Source organism: Arthrobacter sp. 35/47 (genome assembly GCF_000520475.1).
Classification (GTDB): Bacteria; Actinomycetota; Actinomycetes; order Actinomycetales; family Micrococcaceae; genus Arthrobacter_D; species Arthrobacter_D subterraneus.
The window spans coordinates 34,637-48,224 of the sequence record NZ_KI914618.1 but is presented as its reverse complement, the minus strand read 5'-3'; the positions used below and the strand labels follow the sequence as shown (position 1 = coordinate 48,224).

The following is a 13,588-nucleotide window of genomic DNA, read 5'->3' as shown; positions in this document are numbered from 1 at the left end:
TCTCGGCCGGCCGGCCGACGGCGGAGGTTCGATCGCCCGCCCCGGGCGCAGGCTGGGTGCACTGATGATCGACTGGGCTCTGTGCAGCCTGATATCGGCCGCCTTTTTCGGATACGACGGCCTGGCAACTCTCGGCATCTTCGCGCTTGAACAGATGATTCTGGTCGGAACCCTCGGATACAGCGTCGGGCACCGGGTCTTCAAACTGCAGGTTCAGCGCCTGGAGGGCCGTCCGGCCGGCTTTGGACCGGCTATCGTGCGCACTGCCTTGATCTGTCTCGTGATTCCGGCAGTTATTTTCGATGAAGATCAGCGCGGACTGCACGACCGGGCCGTGGGCACCGTACTGGTGCGGACGTCCAGCTGACCCGGCTTCGCATGAAGCCTAGCGGCCGCGCATCGCCTTGCGGTCCGGGCGGGCCTTGAAGGGGTCCACGCCTTTCGGGATAGGCATCCGCGGACCAAGAGCGCTCAGACGCTTGTCGACGGCGGACACTTCCTGCTTGGTCAGGTTCTTCTTCATCTTCTGGAGTGTCTTGGAGATGCGCTGCAGGGGAACCTGGCCTTCTCCGTTGCCCGCGTGCACCACCTGGACCGGTACCCCGGGCACGATCCGGTTCATCTTCACCCGTTCGGCGTTGACCAGCTGCTTGACCCGGCTGACGGGACCTTCGGCTACCAGCACAATGCCCGGACGGCCGATTGCACGGAAGACCGCGTCCTGCGTGCGTGGGTTGACAGCGACCGGCTCGTCCTTCAGGATCCAGCCGCGACGCAGGACGCTCAGAGCGGCTCCCGCAGCCCCCGGCTTACCTTCGATCTGCGCAAAGGCTGCCCGTTCCGCGCGCCTGGACAGGATAAAGAGTGCTGCGAGGAAGGCCAGAGGGATGGCGATGATGAGCATGGTGACCACGTTGCGGATCAGGAATCCGATCACGAGCCCTACCGCAATGACCCCCAGGAACGCCAGCACCATAACCCACACGGCGTTCGGATCATTGCGGCGCGTCATTGCGAAAACTTCGCCGATGCGCTTCAGAGTGCCCGGCTTCTTCGGAGGCTTGTCCGCCTTCGGTTTGCGTGCGAAAAATCGGCGCCGCGGGGCCGATCCGTCGGCGTTCGAAGCGGTGTCGGAGCTGTTGTCAGTACTGTTGGCCATAGTGCCTTAAGTCTACGTGATGCCCAACGCACATCGGACGCCCGCGCGAGGCGAACGTCCGATTTCAGCAGGGGAACCCGGCCGGCCGATCAGCCTGCCAGCAGGCTGGAGGCTTCCTGCAGGGTGCTTCCGGAGTCCTCAATGTGGGCGAGCTCGGGAGGAAGCTCAAGACCCTTCTTTCGCATCGCCCGCGCCCAGAGCCGGCCGGCCCGGTAGGACGAACGGACGAGCGGCCCGCTCATGACGCCGAGGAAACCGATTTCGTCGGCCTCCTCCTGAAGCTCAACGAACTCCTGGGGCTTCACCCAGCGGTCCACGGGAAGATGCCGCTCACTGGGACGGAGATATTGCGTAATGGTGATCAGGTCGCATCCCGCGGCATGAAGATCACGGAGCGCTTCGGAGATCTCGGCCCGGGTTTCGCCCATTCCAAGAATCAGGTTGGATTTGGTTACCATTCCCTGGTCCCTGCCCTGGGTGATGACGTCCAGCGACCGTTCGTAACGGAAGGCTGGGCGGATACGTTTGAAGATCCGCGGGACCGTTTCAACATTGTGGGCGAACACTTCCGGGCGTGCATCGCAGATCGCGGTGATGTGATCCGGGTTGCCGGAAAAATCCGGAATGAGGATTTCGACGCCGGTTCCCGGGTTGAGCGCGTGAATCTGGCGGATGGTCTCGGCGTAGAGCCACACACCCTCGTCTTCCAGATCGTCGCGGGCCACTCCGGTCACTGTGGCGTAGCGGAGGTTCATGGACTGGACCGACTGGGCAACCTTGAATGGTTCACTGCGGTCAAGTGGAGCCGGCCGCCCGGTGTCGATCTGGCAGAAGTCGCAGCGGCGGGTGCATTCCGAACCGCCGATCAGGAAAGTCGCTTCCCGGTCTTCCCAGCATTCGAAGATGTTCGGGCAGCCTGCTTCCTCACAGACTGTGTGCAGACCTTCCTTCTTCACCAGGTTTTTCATGCCGACGAACTCGGGACCAATGTTTACCTTGGCCTTGATCCAGTCGGGCTTGCGCTCAACCGGAACGGCGGCGTTGCGTGCTTCGACGCGCAGCAGGCGTCTTCCCTCGGGGGCGAGGCTCACAGTAAGGCTCCTTCCGGCCGGTCGTTGCCGACGGCCCGTGCTGTCTTGATTGCGGCGGGATGCTGGTCGGCACCAAGCACCAGTGCCGTTTCATTGTTGCGCAGCTCTTCTTCGATGCGCGAGACCAGATCGGCCGGGGTGACGGTCCGGCCGAGCTCATGCGAAATGCTTGTCACCCCGGCGTCGGTGATGCCACAGGGGACGATCTGGGCGAACGGGGCAAGATCATTGCTGCAGTTGATGGCGAATCCGTGCATGGTCACGCGGCGGTTGATGCGAATGCCGATTGCGGCGATCTTCCGGTCCGGTCCGCGGTCATCCGCCGCCAGCCATACTCCGGATCTTCCCTCGATACGGATGCCGGACAGGCCATAATCCGTCAGCACAGCGATGATGACGTCTTCAAGAATGCCGACGTAGTCGGCAACCCGGGTGGGTTCAGGAAGGGCCAAAATCGGGTAAGCGACCAGCTGTCCCGGTCCGTGCCATGTCAGCTTGCCGCCTCGGTCAACCGGGACAACGGGAGTGCCGTCAAAGGGTTTCTCATGCTCTTCGGTCCGTTTGCCGGCGGTGTAGACGGGGGAGTGTTCGAGCAGGAGGACGCTGCTCGGCGATGTTCCGGCAATAACCGAGGCGTGCAGCGCCTTTTGCCGGTCCCAACCTTCAAGGTAGTCAACGAAGTGCGGGTCGAATCCGATTCGGGAGAACTCCAGAGTCATTCCACAAGCGTAGACCCGCGCAGCACCGATTCCACATTCGGTGAAACGGCCATGGGTGTGGATAACTTCTGCACCGGAAAGCCGTATGGCCGAGACTGGTGCGCATGGACAACTTCCTTCGCCAGACTGCAGCGGGGCCGCCAACCGGTTACCTCCTGGACTCCGCACGGGAGAAGCCTCCGCACCTGAGCGGTTACACCACCCGCAGACTGCTTGGCGTGGGCAGCAGCGCAGCCGTCTGGCTCGTTGAGGATCCGCGCACGGGCACGGAGTGGGCGCTCAAGATTCCTTCCGCTTCGCCCGGTATCGCTGGAAGTGGCACTGGCGGGGACAGCCCGCATACAGCACAGTTGGATCGTGAGATTGCGGTTCTGGGGGCGCTGAACCATCCGCACCTGCTGGGTCTCCGAGGATCCGTCTCCACAGACTGCGGTCCCGGAATCCTCGCGGAATACGCGGCCGGCGGTTCGCTGCTCAATCTGGTCAGCGCCCGCGGGCGGCTCAGTATCGGTGAAGTGGTCACAGTTCTGGCGCCTATCGCGCAGGCGGTCGCATACCTCCATTCCTCCTCCGTTCTGCACGGCGATGTATCGCCGGGAAACGTTCTATTCTCCGCAGAGGGAAAGCCGCTACTCGCTGATCTGGGTATCAGCCGCCTGCTCGGGGAACCCCGGGAACGCGTCACCGGAACGGCCGGTTTCGCCGAAGGGAGGCGTGAGTGGGCGCAGGCCACCGGCCACGCCGCGGACGTCTATTCCCTCGCTGCCCTCGGCTGGTACGCGCTGACCGGCAGCCCGCCCGGCCAGGCAAGGGACCGGGCGCCGCTGACCCTTCTGGTGCCTGAGGTGCCGGCCGAGCTGCTTTCCATCCTCGAAGCCTGCCTGCACGACGATCCCCGGAAACGGCCTTCAGCAGGCGAGCTGGCGGACACTGTACTGCGCTCGGCCGCGCCGCTTCCGCTGGACCTGGTTGCTGCGGTGCATCCTTCCGTCCTTCCGCAACTGCTGACCCGGCGCGCTGCAGGGGAACAGCTGCGGGACCCGCGGTCCCGTCTTTCTGCCGCGATCCGGGTCCTGCGAGGGGCAAGGGGCGGGCGGGCTAAACTCCCACTGCGGCCAGGCGCGGTGTCCGGGAAGCCCCGGAAGGCGCGGCGAAGGGCCGGCTCACCGGTCCGGTGGAGCGCGGCGCCGGTGAAAAGCATGGCTGCGGTACTGGTGCTGTGCGGCGCGCTGCTCGCTCTGCCGCATATTCAGCCCGTGGCTGATTACCTAGCTGACGCCGGGAGGCAGCAGCCGGATGTTCCGGGCAGCCCGGACAGCCTTGCAGGCACCCCGGAGCGCGCGGCGCTTTCTCCCACCATGGAGGAGAGGCTGGCGCATACAGAGCCAGTCACAGCGCTGTCGGCGCTGGTGACGGTACGGGCCATGGCCATGTCAACCGGAGACGAAGGGCTCCTGTCCCACGTCAACATCGAGGATTCGGACGCCATGGCAGCTGACCGGCTACTCCTCGCTGGATTGCGGGAGGGCGGGTATGTGTTCAACGGTCTGAACATCCGCCTTCAGGGCGCTACGGAGCTGGATTCGATTGCGGTCCCGGCGGGCGCTGCGGCGGTGGCGGCCACAGCCGTTCTGTCCGGTTACACGGAGACAGACAGCACGGGCGCTGCTGTCCGGAATGTAGCCGCTCCGGTGCCGCAGGACCTCATCTTCATTCTCGTCAGGCAGGACGACCGCTGGAAAATTGCACGAGTGCACAATAGCGACACCGTCTGAGGGCCTCAGCCCGGTGTGGTTATGATCGGACAATGGCTCCCTATCACTACCTGCGCTATCCGCATCTGTCCAAGGATTTCGTCACATTCGCCGCAGAAAACGACGTTTGGGTCGCTCCTGTTTCCGGTGGGCGGGCCTGGCGTATATCGGCGCTTCAGCAGCCCGTACGCAATCCGAGGTTCTCACCCGACGGTTCAACCATCGCGTGGACTGTGGTGCGGGGTTCTGCGCCGGAAGTAGTGGCCGCGGATACAGACGGCGGTAACTTCCGGCGGCTCACCTACTGGGGGCACCAAAGCACACGGGTGAAAGGCTTCACTGCCGACGGACGGATCGTCGCAACCAGCGCCTTCCGGCACGAGGATCCCCGCCATACGTGGGCTTATACGCTGCCGGTGGATGGTTCGGCGGGCAGCGTTGTGCCATACGGTCCACTGGACGCGATTGTTTACGGGGAAGCGGTCGGTGATGAGCGTCCGGTTGTCATCGGAAGCGTCATTACCCGTGAACAGGCCTGGTGGAAACGATATCGCGGGGGCACCGCCGGAAAGCTCTGGATTGATCCTGACGGCTCCGGGGACTTCACCCGATTCCTGCCGGAGCTGGACGGTAACCTCGCGGACCCGATGTGGGTCGGCGGGCGGCTGGCCTTCCTTTCGGACCATGAGGGATACGGCAACCTCTACTCGGTGGCGCCCAACGGCCAGGATCTCCGGCGACACACAGACCATCAGGATTTCTACGTGCGGCACGCCAGCACGGACGGAACCCGCGTGGTGTACGAGTCCGCCGGCACGCTCTGGCTGCTGGACAACCTCGGTGCTGAACCGCGCACCCTTGAGATCACTCTTGGGTCAGCCTCCACTGGCCGCCGTCCCCAGCCGCTGAACGTCTCCCGGCATCTCGCCGCCGCTTCGCCGGTGGGTGACGGCCGGGCCAGCATCATTGAGTCACACGGAACCCTGCACCTGCTGACCCACAGGGATGGACCGTCACGGGTGGTTGAGGCAACCGCAGGTGTTCGTGCCCGGCTGGGCCGGCCGGTAGGTGATGACCGCGTTGCCTACATTGCCGATCACGAGGGTGAGGAGGCGCTCTACATCCGCAATGTGTTCGACGTCGATCTTCCGGCCTCGAACGGCCCGGTACCTGCCGAGCCGACCACATCCGATGAAGGACTTCCGGCCCCCGTACCGGCGGCGGGGCCGGGCAGTATAGGAGCCCCCGGGGAAAGTGCTGATCCGGACCAGCCGGTTGATCCCGCCGCACCCGAAACGGCGGTTGTCGATGCGCAGGACCATGCCGGCAGCGCAGCGCTCAGCCGTGTAGTGCTCGCAGACCGCTTCAGGGCCAGCAATCTGGCAGTGAGCCCCAACGGGGAAATCCTGGCCCTTGCGGGGGAGATGGGCGAAATACTCATCCACAAGATCGGAAGCGACGGCTACTTCACGCTGTCCACAACCCCGCACGGGGCCATCGATGATCTTGCTTTCTCCCCCGACTCCGCCTGGCTGGTCTGGGCGGAGCCCGTGACCGGAGACGGAGCACGCACCCGCATCCGGCTGGCCCGTGCCACGGAGGACGCGGAGATCCTCGACGTCACGGACGGGCGCTTCCGCGACCACGCGCCGTCGTTCACCCCCGACTGCCGCTATATCGCTTTCCTGTCCGACCGCAGCTTCGACCCGGTGTATGACACTCACCGCTTCGACCTAAGCTTCCCTGCCTCGACCAAGCCGTTCCTGGTGGCGCTTGCTGCGAGCACTGCTTCACCCTTCGGGCCGACGGTACACGATCGGCCGGCGCCGGAGGATGAGGATAAAAAGGAGGCCGTGGTGGACGTCGCGGCAGAACGCCTTGCCGAGCGGATCATTCCCGTGCCGGTTCCGCAGGGGACGTATGAGGGCTTGCGCACAGTGGAGAACGCGCTCCTCTGGGTGGCTGCTGACACGATGGGAATCACCGGAGACGGGCGCGCCACCACCGACGCGAAGGAACCTGCCAAGCGGCTCGAGCGCTTCGACATGATCAAACGGGAGACAACCACCCTCGTGCAGGAGGTAGGTTCGTTCGAGATCAGCGGCGACGGCAAACGGGCTGTGATTGTCAACGCTGGGTCGGTGACGGCCGTGCCGACCTCCGGTCCGGCCGACCCGGAGTCAGCGGAGCGTGTCAGCGTGGACCTGAACCGGATCCGTGTCCTGCTGGATCCTCCGAGCGTATGGCGCCAGGCCTTCGAGGATGCGTGGCGCCTGCAGCGGGACTTCTTCTGGGCTGAGGACATGGGCGGCCTGGACTGGGTGGGGGTGCGTGAGCGCTACCGGCCGCTGCTGGACCGCATTGGATCGCACGACGACCTTGTAGACGTCCTGTGGGAGCTGCATGGTGAGTTGGGGACATCCCACGCCTACGTCACGCCGGCTCTCGCCGGCGAGCCCGGCACAGGTGCGCAGGGTTTCCTCGGCGCTGAGATGAGCCGTTCAGAGCGCGGCTGGCGGGTGGACAGAATCTTCGCCGGAGAATCCTCGGATCCCCAGGCCGCCGCGCCTCTGGCTGCACCCGGAGTTGCCGTAGAACCCGGAGACATCATCCAGGCGGTCGACGGCGTTCCGGTTCCTCCGGACCTTGGCCCCGCCGTGCTGCTCACCGGTGCGGGCGGACGCCCGGTGGAGCTGACCGTTGCCAGACATCATGACGACGGCGCACGGACCACGGTGCGCCGGGTTGCGGTGGTGCCGCTTCGCAGCGAAGAACGGCTCCGTTACCAGAACTGGGTGAATGCCAACCGCACGATTGTGCACGAGGCTTCGGGGGAGCGCTTCGGCTACCTGCATATTCCGGACATGGTGGCGCGCGGATGGGCGCAGCTCCACCGCGACCTCGACCGTGAGACGGCCCGCGACGGGCTGATCATCGACGTGCGCCGAAACCGCGGTGGTCACACCTCGCAGCTCGTGGCAGAACTCATCGGGCGCAAGGTGACGGCGTGGTCGCTTCCTAGGGGAGAGCAGCCCGGCACCTACCCGGCGCACGCACCGCGCGGCCCAGTGGTGATCCTGACGGATGAGTTTGCCGGTTCCGACGGTGACATCATCACCCAGGTGGCGAAGCTTCGGGGGATCGGACCGGTGATCGGGACGCGGACCTGGGGAGGCGTCGTCGGAATCGACGGGCGGTTCAAACTCGCCGACGGTACCGGTGTCACCCAGCCCCGATACGCCTTCTGGATGACCGGCGGCGTCGAATGGGCAGTGGAGAACTACGGAGTGGACCCGGATATCGAGGTCCCGTTCCCGCCGCATGCCTATGCGGCGCAGGAGGATCCGCAGCTTGAGCACGCAGTCGGTATCCTCCGCGAGATGCTGGAGGAACTGCCTACGGACGTGCCTCCTGAGCGGAAGAACTACCCGAAACTGGTGCCGGCTCCCCTCCCTCCGCGGGCCTGACTCCGGTCACGCGCCAGCGAACGACGGCGGCCCGGCACCTCCCCGGATGGGAAGGCGCCGGGCCGTTCGGCGGGGACGAAGGCGCCGGGCCGTTCGGCGGTTCCTAGGACTCCAGCGTCGCGTCCAGCGTAATATTCTTCACCGCGGCCAGGGCCTGGGAGACGGGACAACCGTTCTTGGCGTCGTTGGCGAGCCGCTGGAAGTCCTCCTCGCTCAGCCCGGGAACGGATGCCTGCACCGTGAGACGGATGGCTGTAATGCCCTCTCCGGGCTGGAAATCCACCTCGGCCCGGGTATTGATGCGCTCAGCGGTCTTGCCCTCCTCGCTCAACGCGAGACTGAATGCCATGGAGAAGCATGAGGAGTGGGCAGCTGCGATCAGCTCCTCGGGGCTGGTCTTGCCCTCTGCCTCCTCTGCCCGGGCCTTCCAGGTGACGTCATAGGTGCCAAGACCGGAGGTGTCGAGTGAAACCTGACCCGATCCGCTGAACAGATCGCCGGACCAGACAGTGTGTGCTGCACGTACGGTAGCCATGAGTTCTCCTTTTCGATGTGAATCATGTTCACCGGACGCGGGACGCCCGGCATTTCTCCATCATTTTCGATGAAGAAGCTATGTTGTTCCGCCCCCGGACGCAGATGGCAGCGCCCCGGGAAGCCGGAACGCTGCCATCTGCATGGTGATGCCGTTCAGAGGCCGAGATCTGCCTCAAACGCACCATCTTCAAGACGGGACTTCAGCGACTGCAGGAACCTGCCGGCGTCGGCCCCGTCCACCAGACGGTGGTCGTAGGTGAGGCACAGGTACATCATCGACCGGATGGCGATGGTGTCTTCCCCGTCCGCGTCTGTGACAACCACCGGACGCTTGACGATGGCTCCGGTGCCGAGGATTCCGACCTGGGGCTGGTTGATGATCGGGGTGTCGAACAGCGCGCCCACCGACCCGATGTTGGTGATCGTGAAGGTACCGCCGGAGAGTTCATCCGGTCCGATCTGTCCGTTGCGGGTGCGGGCACCCACGTCAGCGATCTTCTTGGCGAGTCCGGCGAGGTTGAGGTTGCCGGCGTCGTTGATGACCGGTACCAGCAGACCCTTCTCGGTATCCACCGCAATGGCCAAGTGTTCGGCGTCGTGGTAGGTCACTTCCTTTGCTTCCTCATCGAAGGAAGCGTTGAGCTTGGCATGCTGCTTCAGCGCTTCGGTCACCGCCTTGGCGATGAACGGAAGGAAGGTGAGCTTGGCGCCGTTCTGCGCCTGGAAGCTGTCCTTTGCTTTCGAGCGGAGGCGCGCAACGCGGGTCATATCAACTTCAATGACCTGCGTGAGCTGGGCCGAGGCTTCCAGTGACTCCCGCATGCGCCGGGCGATGGTCTGCCGGATACGCGGGGCCTTCTCCACGGTTCCGCGCAGACTGGATGCGGCCGGAGCCGCGGCCGGTGCGGAGGACGCAGCGGGCGCGGCAGCGGGTGCCGTTTCCTGCTGCGGTGCTTTCGCTGCCTCCGCGGCTTCAAGGACATCCTGCTTGCGGACGCGTCCGCCGACACCCGTTCCCTTGAGTGACCCGAGATCGACTCCGTGCTGGTTGGCCAGCTTCCGGACGAGGGGCGTGACGTACACGGCGTCCCCGCCGGACGGTTCACCCTGCTTGTCATCGGCAGCAGGAGCTTCCCTGGACGGAGCGGGGGGCGCACTCTCGGCAGGCTCTGTCTCGGGTTCCGGCTGGGACGTGGTCTCGGCGGGTGCCGGCTCAGCGGCCGGTTCTTCCCGCTCGGTCGACGGTGCTGCTGCAACCGGTTCAGCTGAGGTGGGTTCAGCCGCTGCGGGGGCAGCGCTGCCGGAACCAATCACTGCGAGGACGGAGCCCACCTCAGCGGTCTCGTCCTCATTGACCCGGATCTCCTGCAGGGTTCCCGCGACGGGGGAGGGAATCTCGGTGTCAACCTTGTCAGTCGAGACCTCGAGCAGAGGCTCGTCGACCTCGACCTCGTCGCCGACCGCCTTGAGCCAGCGCGTAACTGTTCCCTCGGTGACGCTTTCCCCCAGTGCCGGCAGCGTCACCTCTGTGCCCTGCCCGCCGCCCTGGCTCTCACCGGAGTCCGTGGATTCCTCGGCAGCGGGCGCTTCCGCTTCAGCGGTTTCCTCGGCGGCGTCTGTCTGATCGGGATTTTCTGCGGGCTGCTCAGAATCTTCTGCCGAGGCCGCTGAGTCCTCATCATTCGAACTGTCCGATCCGCCCGAACCGTCGCCGATCCTCACCAGCGGAGCTCCCACCTCGGCGGTCTCGTCTTCAGCGACGAGGATTTCCTCGATGACTCCCGCGATCGGGGAGGGGATCTCTGTGTCGACTTTGTCCGTCGATACCTCGAGCAGGGGCTCGTCGACTTCGACGCGGTCGCCGACCTGCTTGAGCCAACGGGTGACGGTACCTTCGGTGACACTCTCGCCGAGGGCCGGCAAGTTTACGGATTCAGACATGGTGTCCGTTTCTCCTTGTTCTTTCTACCTTTCACCGCCGGTCCCGGGAACAGCCGGTCGGTGCGAGGTTGCCAGTGATGCTTTGTGGAGCTTGGTGCAGGTTGTGCGCTGTGGAAGCGGCGGTCAGCCGTGGAGCGGTTTGCCGGCGAGGGCCAAGTGAGCTTCGCCGAGCGATTCGTTCTGTGTCGGGTGGGCGTGAACCAGTTGTGCCACGTCCTCGGGGTAGGCTTCCCAGTTCACGATGAGCTGCGCCTCTCCGATCTGCTCGCCCATGCGGGTTCCGATCATGTGGACTCCCACCACGGGGCCGTCCTTCTCCCTGACCAGCTTGACGATGCCGCCGGTGCCGAGAATGGAACTCTTGCCGTTGCCCGCAAGGTTGTATTCCTGGGTTTCAACCCTGTCTTCGCCCAGCTTCTCCCTGGCAGCCTTTTCGGTCAGGCCAACCGAGGCGATTTCGGGTTCGCAGTAGGTCACCTTCGGGATGTTCACGTCTTCGACGACGACGGGCTTGAGCCCGGCGATTTCCTCGGCGACGAAGATGCCCTGCTGGTACCCACGGTGTGCAAGCTGCAGGCCGGGAACGATGTCGCCGACAGCGTAGATGTTGCCCACGCCGGTGTGCAGGCGATCGTTGGTGATCACGAAGCCGCGGTCCAGGGTGATGCCCGCATCCTCGTAGCCGAGGCCGTCGGTGACGGGGCCGCGGCCCACTGCAACCAGCAGGAGGTCGGCTTCGAAGGTCTTGCCGTCGACGAGGGTGACCTTGACGCCGTCGTCATTCTGCTCGACCTTGTCGAAGAAGGTTCCGGTGTTGAACTTGATGCCGCGCTTCTTGAACGCGCGTTCGAGGTTCTTGACGATAACGGCGTCTTCATTGGGCACCAGGGAGGGCAGGCCTTCGACGATAGTCACGTCGACGCCGAACGACTTCCAGACGGAGGCGAATTCGCAACCGATGACGCCGCCGCCGAGCACGATCGCGCTTGACGGGATGGTGTCCATGGTCAGTGCCTGGTCGGAGGTGATGACCTTGCCGCCGATTTCCAGCCCGGGGAGGGAACGTGAGTACGAGCCGGTGGCGAGAACAATGTTCTTGCCCGTGTAGGTGGTGCCGTCAACCTCGATGGTGTTCTGACCGGTCAGCCGCCCGGCACCCTCGATAACGGTGATTCCCTTGGCCTTGATCAGACCCTGAAGACCCTTGAACTTGCCGGCAATGATGCCGTCCTTGTAGGCGTTCACGGCCGTCATGTCGATCGACTCGAACGTGGCGTTGATGCCGTACTTCGCGGCCGAGCGTGCGCTGTCCGCCACTTCAGCGGAGTGCAGCAGGGCCTTGGTGGGGATACACCCGTTATGAAGGCAGGTTCCCCCGAGCTTGCCCTTTTCAATGAGCCCAACCGTGAAGCCGAGCTGTACGGCGCGAAGGGCGGCGGCGTAACCCCCGCTGCCTCCGCCCAATACCAGGATGTCGAATTCTTGCGCAGTTGCCGTATCGGCCACTTGGACGCTCCCTCGCGTGGTCGGTGACGCACTTAGGTTCGCGCGTCTGTTGATGTCTGGCGGAATGCTTGGTGTGATCTGGCTTCACCCTATCGCCACATCCCACCATCAGCCACTTGATGAAGGGCGGGACACCTCACTGTGTGTCGAGTCTCACCCCGCATGGAGCCAGGTTCAGGCTGACTGCTTTTCCGCGCGTTCGACCACGTCCTCGACGTACGCCAGGAGGGTGCGGACCCCAACTCCTGTGGCGCCCTTGGGTGTATACCCGTATGCGCTGCCTTCATTGAAGGCGGGGCCCGCGATGTCCAGGTGCGCCCAGGGGATCTTCTCGCCGTCGACCTCGCCGATAAACTCCCGCAGGAAGACAGCGGCGGTCATCATTCCGCCGAACTTCTCTCCGATGTTCGCGATGTCGGCGACCGTTGAATCGAGGCTGGGACGCAGTTCTTCCGGCAGGGGCATGGGCCAGAACTGCTCACCCACCCGGTCTGCTGCGGCCTTGACCGCGTCCCGGACGCCGTCGTCTCCCATGACGCCGGAAACCCGCTTGCCCAGGGCGACCATCTGTGCGCCGGTGAGGGTGGCCACATCGATGATTGCGTCAGGGTATTCCGCGCTGGCGGCCGCAAGCGCGTCCGCCATGACAAGACGCCCCTCGGCGTCCGTGTTGAGAACCTCGACGGTGCGCCCACCGAAGGTGGTCAGCACATCGGAGGGCCGCTGCGCGGTGCCCGAAGGCATGTTTTCCGCCAGGCACAGCCAGCCGCTGACGCTGACAGGGAGACCGAGCTGCGCGATGGCCGCCACGGCGGCGAGCACGACGGCGGCGCCCGCCATATCCAGCTTCATGGTCTGCATGCCTGCGCCCGGCTTCAGGGACAGTCCGCCGGAATCGAAGGTGATTCCCTTTCCGACGAGCGCGAGATTGATCTTCGACCTGGCCGGGCTGTACTCGAGCTTGACGAGCCGGGGCGGGCGTGAGGAGCCTTTGCCGACGCCGAGGATTCCACCGTAGCCGTCCTTTTCCAGCTTCTTTTCATCCAGCACGTTCACCTTCACCGGCAGACCCTTGACGTAGTCGCGCGCGAACTGCGCGAACGACTCGGGGTAAAGATGGCTCGGCGGCTGGTTGACGAGGGTCCGTGTGGCGTTGACTCCGCGGCCGATGGCCTGGGCGCGCTCAAGGGCCGCCCTCAACCCGCGGTCCTGTGCCGCGGCCGTCAGGATGGCGACGCGGGAGAGGGTCTTCGCGGAGGGACGCGGTGCCTTGCCTCCGACGGAGGAGTAGTGCTCGGTGTAGGAGTAGCTACCCAGGAGAATCCCCTCGGCAACCGCAGCGGCCTGCTCCACGGTGGCCGCGGGCAGCGCAACGGCGATGCTTTCAACACCGCCCAGCTGGCGGGCGGCCCGA

Annotated in this window: 10 protein-coding genes; 3 read left to right on the top strand and 7 right to left on the bottom strand. The window is 64.8% G+C overall.

The window, feature by feature from the left end:
• Positions 1 to 367 (top strand): RDD family protein (locus X803_RS20430; RefSeq protein ID WP_051470802.1); only part of this gene is annotated, 367 nt, incomplete at its 5' end.
• A gap of 18 nt (positions 368 to 385) precedes the next feature.
• Here the strand turns inward: X803_RS20430 and X803_RS0115055 are convergent.
• The 3 genes from X803_RS0115055 to lipB all read right to left on the bottom strand — a co-directional run bounded on the left by X803_RS0115055 (position 386) and on the right by lipB (position 2,969).
• On the bottom strand, positions 386 to 1,159 hold the full coding sequence (locus X803_RS0115055) for a DUF4191 domain-containing protein (RefSeq protein ID WP_026545777.1): 774 nt from the start codon (positions 1,157 to 1,159) through the stop codon (positions 386 to 388).
• An 89-nt stretch (positions 1,160 to 1,248) separates the two neighbouring features.
• On the bottom strand, positions 1,249 to 2,250 hold the full coding sequence (lipA, locus tag X803_RS0115050) for a lipoyl synthase (protein ID WP_026545776.1): 1,002 nt from the start codon (positions 2,248 to 2,250) through the stop codon (positions 1,249 to 1,251).
• A complete protein-coding gene (lipB, locus tag X803_RS0115045; RefSeq protein ID WP_026545775.1) occupies positions 2,247 to 2,969 on the bottom strand; it encodes a lipoyl(octanoyl) transferase LipB in 723 nt (240 codons plus the stop codon). Before lipB ends, lipA begins: the two co-directional genes overlap by 4 nt.
• 104 nt (positions 2,970 to 3,073) lie before the next feature.
• On the opposite strand from lipB, the gene X803_RS0115040 reads away from it, so the two are divergent.
• Together X803_RS0115040 and X803_RS0115035 are read left to right on the top strand one after the other, a co-directional pair.
• Entirely contained in the window at positions 3,074 to 4,744 is a 1,671-nt protein-coding gene (locus tag X803_RS0115040; protein WP_051470801.1) for a serine/threonine protein kinase, read from the top strand.
• A 32-nt stretch (positions 4,745 to 4,776) separates the two neighbouring features.
• Positions 4,777 to 8,190, top strand: coding sequence for a S41 family peptidase (locus tag X803_RS0115035; protein ID WP_026545773.1), 3,414 nt, complete (start codon positions 4,777 to 4,779; stop codon positions 8,188 to 8,190).
• Positions 8,191 to 8,293: 103 nt separating this feature from the next.
• Here X803_RS0115035 and X803_RS0115030 read toward each other — a convergent pair whose 3' ends face one another.
• The 4 genes from X803_RS0115030 to X803_RS20425 all read right to left on the bottom strand — a co-directional run.
• Entirely contained in the window at positions 8,294 to 8,725 is a 432-nt protein-coding gene (locus X803_RS0115030; protein ID WP_026545772.1) for an OsmC family protein, read from the bottom strand.
• 155 nt (positions 8,726 to 8,880) lie between these two features.
• The gene (gene sucB / locus X803_RS0115025) at positions 8,881 to 10,668 is read right to left on the bottom strand and encodes a 2-oxoglutarate dehydrogenase, E2 component, dihydrolipoamide succinyltransferase (RefSeq protein WP_026545771.1); all 1,788 of its coding nucleotides are present in this window, start codon (positions 10,666 to 10,668) and stop codon (positions 8,881 to 8,883) included.
• Between the two features lie 123 nt (positions 10,669 to 10,791).
• Positions 10,792 to 12,174: a dihydrolipoyl dehydrogenase gene (gene lpdA, locus X803_RS0115020; protein ID WP_026545770.1), complete on the bottom strand. Its 1,383-nt coding sequence runs from the start codon at positions 12,172 to 12,174 to the stop codon at positions 10,792 to 10,794.
• Between the two features lie 174 nt (positions 12,175 to 12,348).
• Positions 12,349 to 13,588 (bottom strand): leucyl aminopeptidase (locus X803_RS20425; protein ID WP_084033834.1); only part of this gene is annotated, 1,240 nt, incomplete at its 5' end.